The organism is Rhodoferax sp. ZS1R25, assembly GCF_056521335.1.
Genome location: NZ_JBWMAZ010000001.1, coordinates 1,935,206 through 1,955,449, shown reverse-complemented (window position 1 = coordinate 1,955,449; position 20,244 = coordinate 1,935,206). Strand labels below are relative to the sequence as shown.

Genomic DNA, 20,244 nt, shown 5'->3' with positions numbered 1-20,244 from the left:
CTCAGGCCAGCAACTGGCGCAACACGAAAGGCAGAATGCCGCCCGCGCGGTAGTAGTCCACCTCGATCGGCGTGTCCACGCGCAGCGTCAGCGTCACCTCTTGCGTGCTGCCGTCGGCGCGCGTGATGCGCAGCGTGGCGTCGCTTTGCGGCGTGAGGTTGGCATCGGGGATCACGTCAATGCGCTCGTTGCCCTTGAGACCCAGCGACTGCCAGGAGTCGGTGCCCTTGAACTGCAGCGGCAACACACCCATGCCCACCAGGTTCGAGCGGTGGATGCGCTCAAAGCTCTTGGCGACCACGGCCTTGATGCCCAACAGCTGCGTGCCTTTGGCGGCCCAGTCGCGGCTGGAGCCGGTGCCGTATTCCTCGCCGGCAAAAATCACGGTGGGCACACCGTCGGCCATGTACTGCATGGCGGCGTCATAGATGGCCATCTTGTGGCCAAGGTCTGGGCCGTCGTGCTGGTAGATGGTTACGCCGCCCTCTTCGCGCGAACCGGCCGCATCGGCAGGGATCATCAGGTTCTTGATGCGCACGTTGGCAAAGGTGCCACGCATCATCACGTCGTGGTTGCCGCGGCGTGCGCCATAGCTGTTGAAGTCGGCCTTTTGCACGCCATGCGCGCGCAGCCATTGGCCGGCGGGCGAACTTTCCTTGATAGAGCCTGCCGGCGAGATGTGGTCGGTGGTGATGGAGTCGCCAAACAACGCCATGATGCGGGCCCTCTCCACCGAGGCTGATTCAGCACCATTTAGGCCTGTATCCCCCGTAGAACCTGCGCGAACAGCTACTGAATCCATAGCAAAGTCTGCAAAAAACGGCGGCTCGGCAATGTAGGTGCTGGTGGGCCAGGTATAGGCCTGACCGGCCACGCCCTTGATCTTGTCCCACAGCTTGCCGGGCTCGGTCTTCACCTTGGCATAGTTCTCACGGAAGGCCTTGCCTTTCATCGCGTACTTCAGCAGCTTGTAGATCTCGTCACTGGTCGGCCAGATGTCGCCCAGGTACACGTCTTTGCCACCCTTGCCCTTGCCCACGGGCTCGGTCATCAGGTCGCGGGTCACCGTGCCGGCAATCGCGTAGGCCACCACCAGCGGCGGGCTGGCCAGAAAGTTGGCCTTCAGGTTGGGGTGGATGCGTGCTTCAAAGTTGCGGTTGCCTGAGAGCACAGCGGCGCAAATCAGGTCATTGGTGGTGATGACTTCGTTGAGCTCGGGCGTCAGATCGCCCGCATTGCCGATGCAGGTGGTGCAGCCATAGCCCGCCAGCGCAAAGCCCAGCTTCTCCAGATACGGCAAGAGGCCGGTCTCGGTCAGGTATTCGGTCACGATGCGCGAGCCGGGCGCCAAACTGGTCTTGATGTGGGGCTTGACCTTGAGCCCCGCCTCGACCGCCTTCTTGGCCAGCAGGCCCGCGGCCAACAGCACACTGGGGTTGGAGGTGTTGGTGCAGCTGGTGATGGCGGCGATCAGAACATCGCCGTTGCCGATGGTCACATCCGTTCCACTGCCCGCAGCCACCGCGGTAGACGCCGTGTTGGGCGCGTGATGCGCGGCTAGCGTGGGCTTGCTGCTTTCCATCTCCACCACCTGGCGCGGCGCGCCCAGCGGCGTGGGCGGTGCCTTGGGCACTTTGACGCTCAGCGGCTCGTCCCAGGTGCGGGCCAGGTGGCGGGTGTGGAACACGGCGGCGCTTTGGTTGAAGCCATTCTCGGCATTGGGTTTGGAGAACAGTGACTCGAACTGGCTGGCCACTTTGCCCAGCTCGATGCGGTCCTGCGGGCGCTTGGGGCCGGCCAGGCTCGGCGTCACATTGCCCAGGTCCAGCTTCACGACTTGCGAGTAATCAATGTCGCCGGACTTGGGCACACCAAACAGGCCCTGCGCCTTGAAGTAGGCCTCGAAGGCTTCCATCTCGGGCTTGGTGCGGCCGGTGCCCGCAAAGTACTCCATGGTTTTCTCATCCACGGGGAAGAAGCCCATGGTGGCGCCGTACTCGGGCGCCATATTGGCAATGGTGGCGCGGTCGGGCAGCGCGAGCGTGCGCGTGCCCTCGCCATAGAACTCGACAAACTTGCCCACCACCTTGTGGCGGCGCAGGATCTCGGTCACGGTCAACACCAGGTCAGTCGCCGTCACGCCCTCGCGCAGGCGGCCCGTCAACTCAAAGCCCACCACATCGGGCGTCAAAAAGTACACCGGCTGGCCCAGCATCGCAGCCTCGGCCTCAATGCCGCCGCAGCCCCAGGCCACCACGCCAATGCCGTTGATCATGGTGGTGTGGCTGTCGGTGCCGACCAGCGTGTCGGGGTAGTACACACCGGCCGCCGTCTTGTGCACACCGCGTGCCAAATACTCCAGGTTCACCTGGTGCACGATGCCAAAGCCCGGTGGCACCACGCGGAAGGTGTCAAACGCCTGCATGCCCCATTTCATGAACTCATAGCGCTCGCGGTTGCGCTGGAATTCCAGCTTCATGTTCAGGTCCAGCGAATTCTTCTTGCCGTAGTGGTCCACCATCACCGAGTGGTCCACCACCAGATCCACGGGCACCAGCGGCTCAATGCGCTTGGGGTTCTTGCCCAGCTTGACGGCCACGCTGCGCATGGCTGCCAGGTCGGCCAACAGCGGCACGCCCGTAAAGTCCTGCAGCACCACGCGGGAGACGACAAACGGAATTTCGTTGGTGCGGTGGCCCGTGGGGCTCCAGTTGGCCACTTCAGCCACATGCTCGGCCGTGACCTTCTTGCCGTCGCAGTTGCGCAGCACGCTCTCCAGCACGATGCGCATGGACACCGGCAGGCGGTTGACATTGGGGAATTGCTTGGCCAGGGCAGGCAAGGAATAGAACTTGCCGGCCTTGCCGGATGCGGTCTTGAAGTTTTTGAGGGTGGACGCAAAGGCGTGGGGCATGGGGTTCTCCTCCGGGGGTGGTGCAGGTTGTTCTGTATCCATTGTGGCGTGATTGCGCGACGACTGCATGGCGCCGGGCTTTGGCAAGGGCCGCCACACCATCAACGTTGGGTTGTCTTCGCCTCCACGGCGATCCAGGCATCGCCCTGGCGTTCCAGCACGTAGTCTTCGGTGGACTCAAACCGGTAAGCCTTGGCGCCCTGCTTGCCCTGCTCCAGGACCACGGAGCGGACCACGATGCGGGTGCAGTCACCCGCCGTCTGCGCACGGGCTTGCGTGACCGGGCGGCGGTGCTGGTAGTGGGACAGGCTTTGCACGGCGGTGGCGGCACTGCTGGCAAACGCTTCACGCTCCAGGCGCAGCGTCGTGTACTGCCCCGCCTTGTCGCGCACCGTGGCCTGCACTTCACTATCTGGCGCGAACATCTTCAAAATCTGGGCGGTGTCCTGCCGGTCTATCGCAGCGTCGAGCTGGGCCAGCCAGGTGCGCGCGGTTTCCGTGGGGTTGCAGGCAGGCGGCTTGCGCCGGGCGTCCAGTTGTTGTTTGCTGGTGGCGTCTGCCTGCGCGGACAACGCATCCAGCTCCGCATCGAACTGGCCCGGTACATAAAAGTCCGGCACCTTGTCCAAGATCACCGGCAACACCAGGGTCATCAGGGCCCGCGTCTTGATGGGGTTGACCTGGCGTGCAAAGCCCACTTTGCCCGGGTCAATGTCCAGCGCGTTGCCATTGGCCTCCAGGGTGGTGCCGCCGCGGTTGACTTTGTCATAGGTGCCCGCCGCCTGCGACAACGTTGGCACCAGGGCTTCGGTCACCACATAGGGTTCGTGGTCGGTACCGCGAATACCGATGGTAGAGGTGGGTGTGGTGATTTTGTAGGCACGCGGATTGATATGCCCTATCCACCCCGTCACCAGGCGCAAGCCCCCTTCCAGCAGGCGCAGCGCGGCGTGGTCACTGGCCTTGCCTTCGGCCGCAAAGCGCTCGGCCACAAAACTGGCCCCGGGCCGCACAGCAATCGCTCCGGCATCCACCGTCTTGAGCAGCGCCTCCGCACCGCTGGTGGCCGTGACGCGTTCACCGACCGTGACGGCGTCCCCCAGCTGCAAGGCACGTGACTGGCCGCCATCCCGGGTCGCGGTGACCTGGCCCTGGATACGCCAGACCGTGGCAAACGCGCCACCGGGCTCGGTGGCATGCGCCGCCACCCCGGCCAGGCTGAGCGCTGCCAGCGCCAGCCCTCCCAGGACGGCGGCAAGCCGGTGTGTGACGGAACCGTGGACTGACATCGGAAGAGAGTTGTACATAAACGCTTGTGGAGTGAGAGGGGCTACCGTGCGGGATCGCCAAACAGCGCATAGGGCGCCCAGTAAAAAGGATGGGTCCAGCGCCCGGCCCCCAGCTGGCCATCAATCATCGCCAGTTGGGCTTGTTGCAGGCTTTGGCTGCGCGCCGCCCCGCCCTTGGCCTGCTGCAGGAAGGTGGCGGTACTGAGCGCAGCGGCCGACTCGGACTCCACACCCCAATGCGTAGCCATCACCGAGCGTGCGCCGGCAAAGAAGAAGCCACGCACCAGCCCCGACATCGCAGCACCGCCCGCCTCACCCGCCGCGGTATTGCAGGCCGCCAGCAGCACCCACTGTGCGTTCAGGCGCAACCCCAGCACATCGTCCAGTTCCAGCAAGGGCGATTCACCTGCGTCCGCCGTGGCCGACATGGCCAACGCGGGCTTGGAGATGCCGGGCAACTCGCCGGGCATCAGGCCGTGGGTGGCAAAGGCAACCACACGGCGGTCCACCAGATTGGCCTCCAGCACCGCGCGCCGGGTGGCCTGCACACCCAGCCGCAAATCGGCCTGCGGGTCGGCACCTACCGCGGCGGCCAGGGCCAGCAGTTCGGCCCGGGTCTCGGGCAGGGGTGGTACATCGCCATAGCGAAAGCCCCATTCGGCGTCGTAGCGGGCGGCACCTGCTCCCAGCGCCGCACCCAACAGGCTGGCCACACCGGCCGCTGCGGGAGATGCCGCGGGCGGGCGGGCCTCAGTCCCCAGTTTGAAGACCGGATCCCCAAAGCCCATCAAGGCCTTGGCCGCTGCCGGTGCGGCTGCCGCACGGCGCAGCGCCAGCAGTGCCGACGGAGAAGGCAGTTGGCTCACGGCCATCTGGCGCACCAGCCACGCTGGCGCCACATTGCCATCGGGGGGGTGGGTCACCAAGGTGGCCAGCGGCAAACTGGCCAGGGGACCGCTGGTGGCCACGATCAGCGAACGCACGCCGCGCAGCGGCGTCTCCAGCGGGCCCAGCAACGCCTGGTACAGGGCGTGCAATTGCGCCAGCGGCAAGGCGGCTTGCCTGCCGAGCTCTGCAGCGCCCAGGTCCATCCGGGTGCGCAGCTCATTCACCCGCCGCGCGATGTCGGTGGCGGACCACGGGCTGGCAGTGAAACCGTTGTGGCCCTCGGCACCCACCAGCCAGACCAGGGTGCCGCCATCGGTGGGGTAGACCACCAGCACGGCCTCGCCAGCGCCCAGCAGGCGGCGCAACTGCTCGGGCTTGGGCGTGGTGGGGGTGACCAGATCGGCGTAGCCCGGGAACTGTTTGGCGATGGTCTCCCGCTGCTTTGTCAGAACTGCGCGGGCGTTACCAGCCTCGGTCTGCTGCAGCTTGATCAGATCGCGCACCTCGCGCAGGCGGCGGTTCAGGCTTTTTTGCTCTTCCTCGGGCAAGTCCTTGAAGCCATCGGCCTGCACGTCCCTGCGCAGGCGGTCCTCCTGGCCCAGTGTGTCATTGACTTTAGAGAACAGCAACGCCGCGGCCTGGCGCTGGGTCTGCTCCTGCTCCAGCAAAGCGCGCAAGGCCGGCGTGGCGGCCATCACGCGCGCGGTGCTGTCTGTCAATGCGCGTTGGGTCACGCCCAGGCTGCTGCGGTCGGCAATTTGCATGGCGCGGTCGGTCATCGCGGCGTCCAGCGCTTCGCCTTTGACCGCATGCTCGGCCACATAGCGCATGAACTCGTTGAACGCCACGCCGAACACAAAGCCGCGCACCCCGCGCATGTCCAGGTCCACCCAACCCGCGGGGTTGTCCAGCGTGGCAGCAAACAAGGATTCGTAGTCGGACATGGCACGCGACACCTCGCCACGCAGCAGGCGGACCACAGCGCGTACGCCCGCGGCCTCCTGCGTCTGGGGGTGGCTGGTGCCGTACAGACGGGTTCTGTAGCGCAGGATGCGCTCCACCCCGTCCAGGGCTTCGTCCAGGCGCCCGTTCTTGGCCGCCAGCAGCGCCAGCAGCCGCCAGTCCGAGGCGCGCGTGCGGGCCAGCACATCGGCCGGCATGCTGGCCAAAAACTCCCGGTACGCGCTGTCCGCCTCCTTCCAACGCTGCAGGCCAATCAGGCCGCGCACCACTTCCTGGCGTGCCAACCAACGCGTGTGGCTGGCGGCACTGGCGCCGGCACGCTGCAGCATGGCATCCGACTGGCGGGCCGCAGCCAGCCCTGCTTCGAACTGCTGGGTTGCATTCAGGCTGTTCGCAAGGCGGTAGTTCCAGCGTGCGCCCAGCCCGTCGCTCAGCTGGCCCGAACGCCACAGGGCAATGTTGTCTTGCGCCACGCTCACGGCTTCCTGGGGGCGGCCTTGCCGCACCAGCGCATAGGTGAGCATGCCCAGGGAACCGTCCAGCCAGCCTATAGCGTCCAGCAGCTCGGGGCTGCGCGCGTCCGTACTGCGCGCCCGTGCTTGCTGCACCTCACGCCGGGCCAGCCCCACGGCCTCGCGCAGCGTGGCCACAGAGGCCGCAGAGTCGCCGCGGTGCCGTTCCACTTCCGCGCGCACCTGCAGCCGCTCAATCGGCATACGGGGCGGAATCGGGCCGCCACGCTGCAGGGCATCCGTGGCCAGGACATCCGCACGCGCCCAGTAGCGGGCCAAAGCGGCTCGGTCATTGTTCTGCGCGGCGAAATAGGTCTGGCGCAAAGCCACCGACGCACGCACCCCCAGGGGCAGCGTTGTGTCCACCACAAAAGGCTCGCTGGCTTCCAGGGCCTTGCCGGAGCTGCCCCAGGTGAATTCGGCATTCAGGTAGGCCGTGATCCAGGCCTCGCCCCCCGGCTTGCCCTTGCCCTCGGTGAGCAACTGCCGGGCCACATCGACAAAGCGACTCCGGTCTTCCAGCCATTGCGCAGCCCGGTACTGGCGCTGCAAGAGCTGGTACCGGGGCTCAGGGGCGTCTGGCAGGGGCTGGGCCAGCAGGCGGGCGGCTTCCTCCGGCGTGAACTTGAGGCTGCTGGTCTCCGCATCGTCCATGGCCATGGGCTCATCCGGCTCGGACTGGGCCATGGCCACCGGCATCCAGCACGCAGCGCAGACCAGCAGCAGGCCCACACGGAGAACGCTATGCACTGGCAGCAGGCTCATCGGTCACTCCATCGGGTTGCGGCCGAAAAGGCTGCAGGGTGTTGTTAGGCGTCGCGCTTCACCACGATGCGCGCGTGGCGCTCAAAAGTCCAGTACGACCAGGCCCAGTCAATCATCACGACCAAGCGGTTGCGAAAACCGATCAGGAAAAACACGTGGATGAACAACCAGAACAGCCACGCCGGGAAACCGGTAAAGCGCAGCTGGCCCAGCAACGGCACGCCGACATCAGCCACCGCCGCCTTGCGGCCAATAGTGGCAAGGTCGCCGTAGTTGGCATAGCGAAACGGCAACCCGGCCAGCCCTTGCTGGCGCCGCACAATGTTGGCGGCGGCGGTGCGGCCCATTTGCTTGGCGCCTGGCGACACGCCGGGCACGGGCGTGGGCTCCTTGCCCGGCACATGGCTCATGGCGGCGGCCAGGTCGCCCACCACGCTGATCTCGGGGTGGCCGGCCAGGCTCAGGTCCGGCAGCACCTGCACGCGGCCCGCGCGGTCCAGCATGGCACCCGTGGTGGCTGCCACCAGCTTGCCCAGCGGCGAGGCCGCCACGCCGGCCGCCCAGACCACGGTGGCCGCATTAATTCGCTGTGTCTGCCCGCCCTCTTCCACCGTGATGCCCTGGGCATCGATGTGCGTGACGCGGGCGCCCAGGCGCACTTCCACCCCAATTTTTTCGAGCTGGCGTTTGGCGCTATCACTCAGCGCCTGCGGGTAGTTGCCCAGCACGCGCGGCCCGCCTTCGATCAGCAGCACACGCGCCTTCTGCGGCTGGAAGCGGCGGAACTCGCCCTTGAGCGTGTGGCGCGCGATCTCCACCATGGTGCCCGCCATTTCCACCCCCGTGGGGCCGGCGCCGATGACCACGGAGGTCAGCAAGGCATCGCGTTCGGCCACGGGCGCCTCCACGGGCAGGCTTTCGGCTTCTTCATAGGCCATCAGCATCTGGCGGCGGATGACGAAGGCATCTTCCAGCGTCTTGAGGCCGGGCGCATGGGCGGCCCAGTCGTCGTGCCCAAAATAGCTGTGCGTTGCGCCTGCAGCCACGATCAGGTGGTCGTAGTGCAGCGTCTGGCCCACTCCACTCCCGCCGTCCAGCTGCACGGTGCGCGCCTGGGCGTCCAGCCCGGTCACCTCGGCCATCAGCACGGTCACATTGGGCTGGCGGCGGAAGATGCGGCGTATGGGCTCGGCAATAGCGGGGGCGGTGAGCCCCGCGGTGGCCACTTGGTACAGCAGGGGTTGGAAGAGATGGTGGTTTTGCCGGTCTACCACGGTGATGTCCACCTCGGCGTGGCGCAGGGCCTTGGTCGCCTCCAGTCCTCCAAAACCGCAACCGATGATGACGATGCGCGCACGCGCTGCTGAAGCTGGTGAAGTCATGCCGGCATCGTAGCAGCGCCCCAAGGCACATGTCGCCTGTGTTATCGACAAACCCTGTGCCACCATGCGTAAATGCCGCAGACATAGCGACCCAACCTGCGAGGCCCCCATGAGCGAGACCACCCACCACCGTATTTGCCCCCTGTGCGAGGCCTGCTGCGGCCTGGAGATCAAGGTGCGCGACCAGCAGGTCGTCAGCATCCGCGGGCACGAGGCCGATGTGCTGAGCCGCGGCTATATCTGCCCGAAGGCCATTGCGCTGAAAGACCTGCACGAAGACCCCGACCGCCTGCGCACCCCGCGCATTAAGCGCAACGGTGTGCATGTGGAAGCCACCTGGGAGGAGGCCTTTGCCGAAATTGAGAAGCGCTTGCCACCCCTCATCGCCGCGCACGGGCGCAACGCCACGGGCGTGGTGGTGGGCAACCCCTCGGCGCACAAGATCGGGTTGCTGACCTACTTTGCCAAGCTGTCCCGCGCGCTGGGCACGAAGAATGTGTTTTCCGCCTCCACCCTGGACCAGATGCCCAAGCAGCTGGCCAGCGGCCTGATGTATGGCCACTGGCTCTCCACCGCCCTGCCCGACATCTGCCGCACCGACTTGATGCTGGTGATTGGTGCCAACCCCCTGGCCAGCAATGGCAGCATGTGGACCGTGCCCGACTTCAAAGGCAAGGCCAAGGCATTGCAGGCGCGCGGTGGCCAGCTCATCGTGATCGACCCGCGGCGTACTGAGACGGCGGCCCTGGCCGATGCGCACCACTTCATCCGCCCTGGCTCAGATGTGTTTTTGCTGGCGGCTCTGGTGCACACGCTGTTTGCCGAAAACTTGGTCACCCTGGGTCGCGTCGCCGAGTGGGTGGTGGGTGTAGACGATGTGCGGGCGGCCATGGCGCCGTTCTCCGCGGACGCTGTAGCCACGCGCTGCGGCATGGCGGCCGACACCATTCGCGCGCTGGCACGCCAGCTGGCCACCACGCCGCGTGCCGCGGTGTATGGCCGCATTGGCACCTGCACGCAGGAGTACGGCACGCTGGCCAGCTGGCTGGTGGATGTGCTCAACACGCTAACCGGCCATCTGGACACCGAAGGCGGCATGTTGTTTGCCAAGTCCGCCGCGTTTGCGGCCAACACGGCCGGCAAGCCTGGCACGGGCAAGGGCGTCACCACAGGTCGCCACCACGCCCGCGTGAGCGGCGCGCCCGAGGTGTATGGCGAGCTGCCGCTGACCTGCATTGCCGAAGAAATTGAGACCCCGGGCGAAGGCCAGCTGCGCGCCCTGATCACCGTGGCGACCAACCCGGTGCTCTCCAGCCCCAACGGGCCCCGCCTGTCGCAAGCGCTGGAGTCGCTGGACTTCATGGTCAGCCTGGACATTTACCTGAACGAGACCACGCGCCATGCCGACGTCATCTTGCCCGGCCCCTCGCCGCTGGAAGACTGGCATTACGACGTGGCCTTTCCCCAGCTGTCGTGGCGCAACCATGCGCGCTACAGCCCGCGCGTGCTGCCCACGCCTGCGGGCCAGCCCGAGGAATGGCAGACGCTGCTGAAGATCGCCGCCATCGTCCAGGGCAAGGGCGCACAGGCCGATGCCAACGCGCTGGACGACGTCCAGTTTGCGGAGGACGCCCAGCGCCTGTTTGGCACCCACGCCGCTGCCGTTGTCGCCGCCACCCAGAACCTGCGCGGTCCGCTGCGCACACTCGAAGTAGCGCTGCGCACCGGCCCCTATGGCGACCAGTTCGGCCAAAAGCCCGATGGCTTGTCGCTGCAAAAAGTGATGGATGTCAACCAAACCGGCGGCATCGACCTGGGCGAACTGCAGCCCCGCATCCCCGAAATGCTGCGCACGCCCAGCGGCAAGGTAGAGTTGGCGCCGCCCATGTTGCTACAAGATTTGAAGCGCGCTGCGCAGGATCTACGCCGGCCAGCGCCCGATTTGGTCATCATCGGCAGGCGCGATGTACGCACCAACAACAGCTGGATGCACAACCTGCCCACGCTGGCCAAAGGCCCGTTCCGTTGCACCGCACTGGTCCACCCCATTGATGCCGCACGCCACGGCGTGACCGACGGCGCCCAGGCTACGCTGCGCAACGGCACACGCAGCGTGCAAGCCCAGGTACACATCAGCGCAGAGATGATGCCCGGCGTGGTCAGCCTGCCCCACGGCTGGGGCCACAACCTGGCCGGCGCCCAGCTGTCAGTGGCCGCCGAACGGCCCGGCACCAACATCAACGCCCTGCTGGACGACCAGCTGCGCGATCCGTTGTCGGGGAATGCGGTGTTGGGTGGGGTGGCGATTACGATGGAGGCGGCCTAGGCTGTGGCTTCTGTTATCGGGTGATTTCCTGGGAAATCATCATTGCACTGCCTGCAGCCAACGTGAGACCCAACGCACCATGACCGGCATTCAGAAACAGGTTGTGGAATTTGCGGCGCCCAATGACAGGAATCGAGTTTGGTGTTGCGGGCCTTAGGCCTGCCCATGTGCTCGGCATCGAGAGGTCGCAGGCACCAGGAAACACGGACTCAACTGAGGCCGCGATCCTGGCAATACGATCCTCGGGAATAGATAGCCCATAGCCACCCATTTCTGCCAAGGCAGCGACTCGCAGACGTCCGCCCAATGGGGCAAATACCGTTTTCTGCGCCAAGTCCGTCACACTCACGCGCGGAGTGCGTACGCTGTCCTTAATCGGCACAGTGATGCTGTAACCTTTGATGGGGTATATCGGCAGATAGAGCCCCAACATAGCCGCATGGCGAGCCACGCTTGCCCCAGTAGCCAACACAAAGGCGTCCGCCTGAAACTCGCCCTGGCTGGTGCGCACGGCTATCAGTCGGTCACTCCGAATTTCAAATCCCTGTAGACGCGTTGCCCAGGATAAAGTGCCGCCCATTTGCTGCACACTCCGGGACAGATGCTGACAAAGCTGGTGGGGATCCGCGACGCATTCATCGGCTGTCCACACGCCGCCCACAAAATGATCGCGGTAGTGCCGCAGGGTCGGCTCATGTTCCAGACACTCTTCGGCGGACAACAAAGACTGCACACATCCAAATTGCTTTTGAAACGCTATTTGCTGGCGTTGCCGGTCCAAGCTGGATGGTGTGGGGCAAAGCACCAACTTTCCATTGCACTGAAAGTCAAAAGACCACTCCTCATCCGCCATCCATTGGGTCAGCGTTTGGCGACTTAAGCTGGACAGTCGCAATAGCGTTGTTGTCCCCGCCCGTACTTGGCGGGAGGTGCATGATGTCAAGAACTGCAGACCCCAGTACCACTGCCTCCAGTCGAGTTGGGCTGAAAACCGCAGCGGCGAGTCGCCCGAAAGCAACATATGGGGAAGCGAAGCAAGAGTATGTGGCGAGGCCAGTGGCTCTACATAGCTATAGCTGAGCTGGGCACCGTTGGCGTGACTGGTCAAGAGGCCGGGGCCTTCGGCTTCGTCCACCAGATGTACCTCGTAGCCCTGCTTGGCCAACTGGTATGCCGTAGCACACCCCACGATACCGGCACCCAGCACACAAACTTTCATGCAGCAACTCCCCGAGACAGGCCCATACAAGCCTTGGTGCTTAAGGTGTATGCCAAGTAGGCGCAGGCCACATCAGAGAGCCCGACCCCCACAGATTTGGATACGATGATGTCCTCGTCCCCGGACCGCCAAGACTGCTGCCCGGCACATAGCTCGGGGATGTCGACTACCTTTTCCAGTTCCGCACCGGTGTTCCACAACACCAGCTCGCCAGCCTCACGCAAGCTTTGTGGCTTCCACTCGACAATGATCCGTTTCGCACGCGTCAACGTCACATCGTCCAGTTCTCGTCCTTTCGCAGAGCTGGTCCCAATGGCGGAGACGAAGGCCCCAGGCTTGAGCCAGTGCCCATCAAAAACTGGCTCGGAAGAACGCGTTGCCGTCACGACTATGTCAGCATCGCGCACAGCCGCCTCTGCACTTCGCACCCGAACCTGCGCACCAGTTTGAAGCATCAACTGGGTGCACCATTCCGTATCTACCACAGGGTCCACCACGGCAATCTCATCAAAGCGGAAGAAATGGCTCAACGCCCGAGCCTGAGCACGTCCTTGGAAGCCGGCTCCGAGCAAAGCCAGTTTCTTGGAGTCTTTCCGTGCCGCCTTGCGCGCCACCATGGCGGTAATACCGGCGGTCCTGAACTTGGTAATCTCTGCTCCATCCAACACTGCAATAGGCAAGTTGCTATCAAGGTCGAACAGGTTAATCAAGAACGAAAATTGCCCATTGACTGTGGGATAGACCTTGAGGCCGGCTACTTTTCTCGCACCCCACACGGCACCCATGGAGCTCAGTCGGAAAGCTCCACTGTCGGTGCGCTGCCGGTCATGCACTTGTGCCTGCCCTCGCGCCAAGTCTTCGAACGACGCTTGCAGAATATCGACGACAGCCGGGTAATCGAGCAGACTGGAAATCACTTTGTCATCAAGGTGTAGCAGTTTCATGGGACGTCCTAAAAAAATGGTCAATGGATGGGTGAATGGCTGAGAAGGTAGTGCGCATGCGGCGCGAGACGGAAGGTGCCCACGCGCTCCGCCAGCCTCTCGGCATGGCCTTGAAGACTCTCCGACGCGGCAGCACTTTGCTCCACCAGGGCAGCGTTCTGCTGGGTCATCTGGTCCAAGGCATTGATGGCGTTGTTGACTTGGGCAATCTCAGCGCCCTGGTCTGCCGCAGCTCTGTTGATGTCGGCGATGACCTCCGTCACGCGCTGGACCGACGCTACGATGCCGGTCATGGTGTGCCCAGCGGCTGCAACCAGTTGGGAGCCCGCCGCTACGCTGTCAACACTGACATCGATCAAATCCTTGATCTCTTTGGCCGCCTGCGCAGACCGGGTCGCCAAATTACGCACCTCACTGGCGACCACTGCAAAGCCTCGCCCCTGTTCCCCGGCTCGTGCAGCCTCGACTGCAGCGTTCAGCGCCAATATGTTGGTCTGAAAGGCAATGGCATCGATCACTGAAATAATGTTCGAGATTCTTTGTGAACTCCCATGGATATCGCGCATGGTTGCAACCACTTTGGCGACTACGGCGCCGCCTTGTGCAGCCACCTTCATTGCGGAAGACGCAAGCTCATTGACGCGCTCAGCTGACGATTCAGAGAGCTGGACCGTGCGGGTCAGCGCAGACATATGTGCAGCTGACTGCTGCAAGTCGCTGGCAGTTTGCTCGGTGCGGCGGCTCAAATCCAGATTGCCGATGGCAACTTCTGCACTCGCCAGGCGAATCGACTCAGCCGCCTGCCTCACCTCCCCGACAACGCCACCGAGCGACGACTGCATCTCTGCGATCGCCTGAAGCAACTGCGAGGTCTCGTCGCGTCCCTCCACAGCAATAGCCTGGCTCAAGTCGCCCGAAGCAATGCGCCGTGCAATCACGACGGCGCGATCCAGGGGCTCGCACACCGAGCGCAGCGCAAGCCACATCAGCGGCACCAGTAACAGCAGCGTCAATGCAACCAGTCCTAACCGCAACAAAGATGCGGCATTGGATTGCAGCGCCATCGCCTCACGTGAGTTGACCTCCACCGCATGCTGCACCTCTACCAATTGCCGCGTGTTGTCTTCAAGCGCCTTAAAAGTCTCATCCGCCTTAGCGGAATAGGCTAGTGCAGAAAGCCCGTCAATGACACCACTCTGCAACTGCGACAAGATTGGGGCGAGAAGAGCGACATAGCGACTTATCAGTTCTTTTTGTTTTTCCAGCAGATGGGTAATCGCCGAGTTCCCCTCGTTGGTCGCGCGAATTTGGTCCCCCATTTTTTGCGCTTGTTGGATTTCTCTTTGCCACACCCCAATAAGCTCCTGCACCTGATCGGCATTCGACGTGCCAATGGCAACCGCAGCGCTCTCCCAACGCCGCATCCGACTCAATGATTCGCGCAATGCTGCACTGTCTGCGGCGGCGACATTGGATTGGATAAAGATCGCGGTGGTGTTACGGCTAACCTGCTCTGCCGATATCCACCCCCAAACGCCCAGAGCTGTTAGAGATAAGGACACAGCAGCAAGAACAAGGTAAAAGCGAGACCGAATGCTGAGCAGCTGAACAAAAAACATAAAGACACTCCAAACGACTTTTTAGTGGCGACAGTTGCTAGGGAATTCCGTACTTGTTGGGATATCGCAGGTTCTCTCGCATGTACACATTCATCGGCATATGAACGGTGTCGGTTTCAAACCACTTCTTGTAGAGAGACAGCAATTCGCCTGAGGTCATCAGCGCCAGCAATGTTTTGTCCACAATCGCTAGAAATGTTGGATCGCCCTTAGGCAACATGAAAGCGTAGGGCTCCACCGACATAAAGCGCCCCGTGACCATGAGGGTGTCCCTGCTGCGGGATTGCCCCATGAGCCCGTACAGCAGAATGTCGTCCTGTGCAAATGCGTCCGCGGTGCCGGCCTCTACCAAGGCCAGCCCTTCGACATCCGTTGCGACTGTCAAAACTGCCAAGTTTTGCTCCGTCTGCAACTTCAGTACCAGCATCTCCGCCGTCGTCCCCCTGCTCACAGCGATGCGCTTGCGCCAAAGTTCGGCGTTGTTTTCCACCCTGAGCGGCTTGCGGGTAAGCAGGCGCGCTCCGGTGGTGAAGAACGTGTAAGAGAATTCAACATCCTTCTGCCGAGCCACCGTATTGGTATTGCCGCCGCATTCCATGTCGATGGCACCCGACTTGAGAAACGGAATGCGCTGCGCGCCCTGCAGAGGCTGGTAAGTGACGGTCAAATCGGGACGTTTCAGCGTCTTGCGCACTGCCTCAATGACCCGATTGCACAGATCAATGGAGTAACCGACGGTTTGCCCCTGCGCATTCTCAAATGCAAAGGTTCCAGGTGTGGGGATGTAGCCAACGCTGACTGAGCCTCGGCTGGCAATGCGCTGAAGTGTGGGGCTGTCCGGCGTCTGGGCATGCGCCAGCATGACTTCCCACAGCAGGGGCAGCATGAGCCAACATCTGAATTTCACATGGACCTGCCTTTCAAACCAATGCGGGAGGGACAGCTCGGTGCCAGATCGTTGCCTGCTCGAATGCAAACGCAGCCTGCAAAACCGTGGGTTCAGCAAAGGCGTCCCCCACTATCTGGATGGAAATGGGCATTCCCTGTGTCGATAGTCCGGCCGGAATGGCAACGGAACACAAGTCCAACAAATTGACAAAACGGCCAAATCGCGACAGTGGTGTTGCCAACTCATCTACATCAGTCAGGGCAATGGCCGTAATGGCGTTCGTGGGAAACACGCAGACATCCACGCTGGACATGGCGTCCCGCATCTCTGCAATCGCGGCCTCCCGTGCCTTCAGTAAATCAATATAGCCAGCAGCGCTGATGTCACGCCCCAAAAGAATGCGGCGCTTGATATGGGGGTCAAACTGAAGCTCACTGCGCTCGAACAGTGCACCCAGATTGGCATAGCCTTCGGCACTCATCAGGTTGCCTGCGATGCCCATGGACTTTTCCAGGCTTTGTGGCAAAGGCTTTTCTACCAACACCATACCCAGCTTGACCAGCACCGACAGTGCCGTGTCATAGGCGGCCAGGACCTCCAGATCCACACCTGAGCGCTCAGCCTGGGGCAGCACCCAAACCCGCATACCCTGTACATCACGTGTGATCCGCTCCGATACGCTGCGCACAGGCGCGCGCCGCGAAACAGGGTCTCGTGGATCAGGACCCGCCAGTACGTCCAACATCAAGGCACAGTCTTGTACTGTTCTGGTTAGAGGCCCTACCGTGTCATGGGTAGGGCAAAGGTCTATCAACCCGTAGCGACTAATCAACCCATGGGTGGTCTTCAAGCCGACGAGACCGCACAGACCTGCAGGGATGCGGACCGACCCGCCCGTATCTGTTCCCAGCGCGGCACACGCCATGCCAGCGGCTACGGCCACGGCGGAGCCGCTACTGGATCCTCCAGGAATGCGATGTACCTTGAGATCCCACGGGTTCCAGGGCGTGCCCATGGAGGCATTGGTACCCCAGCCGCCAAAGGCGTACTCCACGGTATGGGTTTTTCCCAACACAATGGCTCCGGCAGAACGCAAGCGATCCACTGTGGTTGCGGTCGAGCTGGAGGTTCTAGCAGGGAGGGCTTTGGAGCCGGCGGTAATCGGGCGGCCTTGAATTTCGAACAAATCTTTAATGGCCACTGTGATGCCGTGCAGTGGCCCCACGGTATAGCCAGCACGTCGCATGCTGTCCAAGCCGCGCGCTGCTTGCAAAGCCTCTTCCTGATAAACATCCAAATACGCATGCAGCTTGGAATCGAATGCTTCGATGCGCGCCAATTGCCGGGTGACGAGTTCCTCACTGTTCAGGCGACCATCGGCCAGGGCCTCTAGCGTCTGCACCATAGAAGCGAAAGTAAGTTCCGTACCGCTCATACGCCCCCCATGACCCGACGGCCACGCGATAGCCGCCGTTCCAGCAATCGGGAGAGCATCGACAGGGGAAATGCGATGGCGAAGTAGAACAAGCCCACCAGCAAAAAAATATGCAGTGGCAAAAAGTACTCGCTGGACATGGCCCGTGCGGCCAGCATCAGCTCATCGGTGGCAATCAGGGCGCATAGCGAGCTATCTTTCAAGAGGGCAACGTAGGTGTTCACCAAAGACGGCAGCATGACCCGCAAGGCTTGGGGAAAGATCACCTGCAAAAAAACCTGGTGCGGCGCCAAACCGACCGCCAGTGCAGCTTCTCCTTGCCCTCGGTGGATGGATTGCAGCCCCCCACGCAGGATCTCCGCGACGTAGGCGGCCCCATGAAGACCAAGCCCCAATATGCCTGCCCAGAAACCAGACAAGGTCAGACCCAAGGGAGGCAATGCGAAATACAGCGTCAGAAGCAAGGCCAGGAGCGGCAAGGTGCGTACGAACTGGATAAAAACATTTGCCAACCAGCGCACAAATCCGGATTGGCAGCGAAGCATTGCTACCAGAATGGCTCCCCACAACAACGCCAGTGCAAAACCAACAAACGAAAGCTGGACTGTCATTTTTGCGGCTTCCAGAAGTCGTGGCCACCACTCAGGCCAGTACTGCTGGAACACAGAGAAAAAGGCGTTCATCGTTTGCTCTCCATCAGGCGTTCGGCCCGCGCAAAGCCCCAGCTGACGGGCAACACCATGCCCGCGTACACCAGCATGGCAGCCAGGTAAATAAGGGTGGTTTCAAACGTAGAGGTCACCAAATTGCGTGCGAAAAACATGACCTCTGGCGCTGCAATCGCAGATGCAATGGAGGTGTCTTTCACCAATTGGCTGCTGTAGTTGGCCAAAGAGGACCAGGTCAGCCGGAACATTTGCGGAAAGAGAATGTGCAGCAGCGTTTGCTGCGGAGTCATTCCCACCACCAGCGCAGCTTCACGTTGACCGGGATGGATGCACTGCAGTCCTGCGGCGAAGACATCGCACAACACCGCGGCTCCGACCAGGCCCAAGCCCAAAGTGGCAGCAGCCAGAGGAGAGAAGCGGATATCGAATGTAGCCAAGCCGAAGTAGATGACAAACAGATGTGCCAAGGCCGGAATGTTGCGCATCCATTCGATGTAGGCAGCGATCACGAGCTTTAACAGACGCAGGCGCACGAATGTGACGGTGACCGCCAGCAGCATGCCGCCCAGCAATGCAATGACGAAGGCTCCAGCGGCAATCTCCAAGGCCACTTTCGCCCCTTCCAACAGTCCTGCGAGGATTCGAAAAAATAGCTCGAGATCGGCGATCATGGTTGGCCCACTGGTCGTCCGGCGGCCTGCCCGAGAAAGTTGCGAGTGCGTTCTTGCTGGGGTCGATCAATGACCTCTTGGGCCGATCCTTGCTCCACCACGTGGCCACCATCCATAAAGATCACACGGTCTGCAACATCCCTGGCGAAGCGAATTTCATGCGTCACCAGAATCATTGAACGGCCTTCATCGGCGAGCTCACGGATCACCGTCAGCACTTCTCCCACCAGTTCTGGATCTAGTGCCGAAGTGGGCTCGTCAAACAAGATGACTTGGGGCTGTTGAGCCAGCGTACGGGCAATCGCGACTCGTTGCTGTTGCCCGCCGGATAGACGATCCGGATACTCCGCCGCCTTCTTGGACAAATGCACTTTGTTCAACATTTCGTCCGCCAGCTCATAGGCCTCTGCTTTGCGCATGCCTGCTGCCTTGATAGACCCCAGGGCTACGTTGTCGCGTACGGTCAGGTGTGGCCACAAATAGAACAGCTGAAAAACCATTCCCATTTCGCGCCGCTGTGGTGCCAATTCTCGATCGGTCAAAAAATGCAGCTTCCCGCTCTTGTCTATACGTTGACCAATGCGCTCCTCGCCAAGGTAGACCGACCCAGCATCCAGCCGCTCCAGAAAGTTCAGGCAGCGCAAGCAGGTGGACTTGCCGGAGCCACTAGGGCCGATCAGTGAGAGTGTTTCTCCCTTTTTGAGATCGAAGGAGATCCCTTTGAGCACATCAAGTTCGCCGTAGCGCTTGTGCAGTCCATCGACGCGTAGCAATGCGTTGTTCATTTGGTTTGGCCTGGTTTGAAGATGGCAGGAGCGCGCCCGGGCGCCCCTCCGGTTTACTTGTGCAAGGCTTACTTGCAGCTGGGCAGCTTCCAGTCGGCAGGGCGATCTACCCCAGCGCGGAAGTTTTGACCCGCAGGGACGTACCAAACGTCCTGCACCAGGCCGTATTTGTTACCAATTTTCTTGAGCTCACAGCCCTTCCAGAGCTTGGCAATCTCCGCGTTCACGGTCTTGGCCAATTCGGGGTTGTCTTTGTTCAGGCCAAACACCACCTGGCCCAAGCCGGTGAGCAGAGGGTAGTCCGCGCTGTTGTCAGAGAAGGCGTTGAACTTCAGTTTCCACTGGGGGTTGCGGGAGATGGCGTACTGCATGACTGGTGGGTCACCAATCACGGCATCAATCCGGCCAGAAAGCAAGTCACGTACCGCGGCATCGGAGGTGTCATAGGTCGTCAACTGCAAGCCACTGATCTTGCGCAGCTCGGGAATGAAAGAAAACCCGGTGATCGTGCCGACTTTCTTGCCCTCAAGATCCTTCAGGTGGGACCAATCGGTCTTGCTGGATTGGGTAATGCCATTCTTGAAATAGTGGATGGGATCGCTCAGCGTCATGATTTTGGAGCGCTGTTCGGTCCAGCCCATCGTTCCTGCCATCACGTCCACACGCTTGGACTGGACCGACGCGATGGTGCCGGACCACTCCATCAATGCCGGCTTGACCTTCAGCTTGATGGCGTCGGCCACGTGCTGAAGGATCTCCCCGTCGTAGCCAATCATGGCGCCATCTTGGTAACCCGTACCTGGCATATCTCCAGTGAAGGCGATGGTGAGAGTATCTTTCTCGACAGTCTGCAAAGCTTGTGCGTGTGCCGCCGGCAGCAGCGTGGATGCACCAAATAGGGCGCACAGTATGTGTGTGCAAAGGTACTTCTTCATAAGAAAACTCCTGAGTTGGGGTATTGAAAAAATGTCGTTG

The 20,244-nt window shown here is 62.1% G+C and carries 14 protein-coding genes; 1 reads left to right on the top strand and 13 read right to left on the bottom strand.

Annotation, left to right across the window (positions count from 1 at the left end):
* Position 1: 1 nt before the first annotated feature.
* From AC097R_RS09315 to AC097R_RS09300, 4 genes are all read right to left on the bottom strand, one after another.
* On the bottom strand, positions 2 to 2,914 hold the full coding sequence (locus AC097R_RS09315) for an aconitate hydratase (protein WP_479597799.1): 2,913 nt from the start codon (positions 2,912 to 2,914) through the stop codon (positions 2 to 4).
* A 101-nt stretch (positions 2,915 to 3,015) separates the two neighbouring features.
* Entirely contained in the window at positions 3,016 to 4,203 is a 1,188-nt protein-coding gene (locus tag AC097R_RS09310; protein WP_479597798.1) for a hypothetical protein, read from the bottom strand.
* A 41-nt stretch (positions 4,204 to 4,244) separates the two neighbouring features.
* Complete coding sequence (locus AC097R_RS09305) at positions 4,245 to 7,331, bottom strand: CHAT domain-containing protein (RefSeq protein WP_479597797.1); 3,087 nt, start codon at positions 7,329 to 7,331, stop codon at positions 4,245 to 4,247.
* A 44-nt stretch (positions 7,332 to 7,375) separates the two neighbouring features.
* A complete protein-coding gene (locus AC097R_RS09300; protein ID WP_479597796.1) occupies positions 7,376 to 8,713 on the bottom strand; it encodes an NAD(P)/FAD-dependent oxidoreductase in 1,338 nt (445 codons plus the stop codon).
* 109 nt (positions 8,714 to 8,822) lie between these two features.
* Between AC097R_RS09300 and AC097R_RS09295 the strand changes: the two genes are divergently transcribed.
* Positions 8,823 to 11,039, top strand: a complete 2,217-nt coding sequence (locus tag AC097R_RS09295; RefSeq protein WP_479597795.1) for a molybdopterin-dependent oxidoreductase — start codon at positions 8,823 to 8,825, stop codon at positions 11,037 to 11,039.
* 13 nt (positions 11,040 to 11,052) lie between these two features.
* On the opposite strand, the gene AC097R_RS09290 is transcribed toward AC097R_RS09295, so the two are convergent.
* The 9 genes from AC097R_RS09290 to AC097R_RS09250 form a co-directional block, all read right to left on the bottom strand.
* On the bottom strand, positions 11,053 to 12,258 hold the full coding sequence (locus AC097R_RS09290; protein WP_479597794.1) for a D-amino acid dehydrogenase: 1,206 nt from the start codon (positions 12,256 to 12,258) through the stop codon (positions 11,053 to 11,055).
* On the bottom strand, positions 12,255 to 13,202 hold the full coding sequence (locus tag AC097R_RS09285) for an ornithine cyclodeaminase family protein (RefSeq protein WP_479597793.1): 948 nt from the start codon (positions 13,200 to 13,202) through the stop codon (positions 12,255 to 12,257). Before AC097R_RS09285 ends, AC097R_RS09290 begins: the two co-directional genes overlap by 4 nt.
* Before the next feature lie 20 nt (positions 13,203 to 13,222).
* Positions 13,223 to 14,821 (bottom strand): methyl-accepting chemotaxis protein, encoded by a 1,599-nt coding sequence (locus AC097R_RS09280; protein WP_479597792.1) that lies wholly within the window; start codon positions 14,819 to 14,821, stop codon positions 13,223 to 13,225.
* Positions 14,822 to 14,858: 37 nt separating this feature from the next.
* On the bottom strand, positions 14,859 to 15,707 hold the full coding sequence (locus tag AC097R_RS09275) for an amino acid ABC transporter substrate-binding protein (protein ID WP_479597791.1): 849 nt from the start codon (positions 15,705 to 15,707) through the stop codon (positions 14,859 to 14,861).
* Positions 15,708 to 15,741: 34 nt separating this feature from the next.
* Complete coding sequence (locus AC097R_RS09270; protein WP_479597790.1) at positions 15,742 to 17,145, bottom strand: amidase; 1,404 nt, start codon at positions 17,143 to 17,145, stop codon at positions 15,742 to 15,744.
* Positions 17,142 to 17,828, bottom strand: coding sequence for an amino acid ABC transporter permease (locus AC097R_RS09265; RefSeq protein WP_479597789.1), 687 nt, complete (start codon positions 17,826 to 17,828; stop codon positions 17,142 to 17,144). Before AC097R_RS09265 ends, AC097R_RS09270 begins: the two co-directional genes overlap by 4 nt.
* Positions 17,825 to 18,484, bottom strand: a complete 660-nt coding sequence (locus AC097R_RS09260) for an amino acid ABC transporter permease (RefSeq protein WP_479597788.1) — start codon at positions 18,482 to 18,484, stop codon at positions 17,825 to 17,827. The genes AC097R_RS09265 and AC097R_RS09260 overlap by 4 nt, the downstream gene beginning before the upstream one ends.
* Positions 18,481 to 19,269, bottom strand: coding sequence for an amino acid ABC transporter ATP-binding protein (locus tag AC097R_RS09255; RefSeq protein ID WP_479597787.1), 789 nt, complete (start codon positions 19,267 to 19,269; stop codon positions 18,481 to 18,483). The genes AC097R_RS09260 and AC097R_RS09255 overlap by 4 nt, the downstream gene beginning before the upstream one ends.
* 68 nt (positions 19,270 to 19,337) lie before the next feature.
* The gene (locus tag AC097R_RS09250) at positions 19,338 to 20,204 is read right to left on the bottom strand and encodes an ABC transporter substrate-binding protein (protein ID WP_479597786.1); all 867 of its coding nucleotides are present in this window, start codon (positions 20,202 to 20,204) and stop codon (positions 19,338 to 19,340) included.
* Positions 20,205 to 20,244 lie beyond the last annotated feature (40 nt).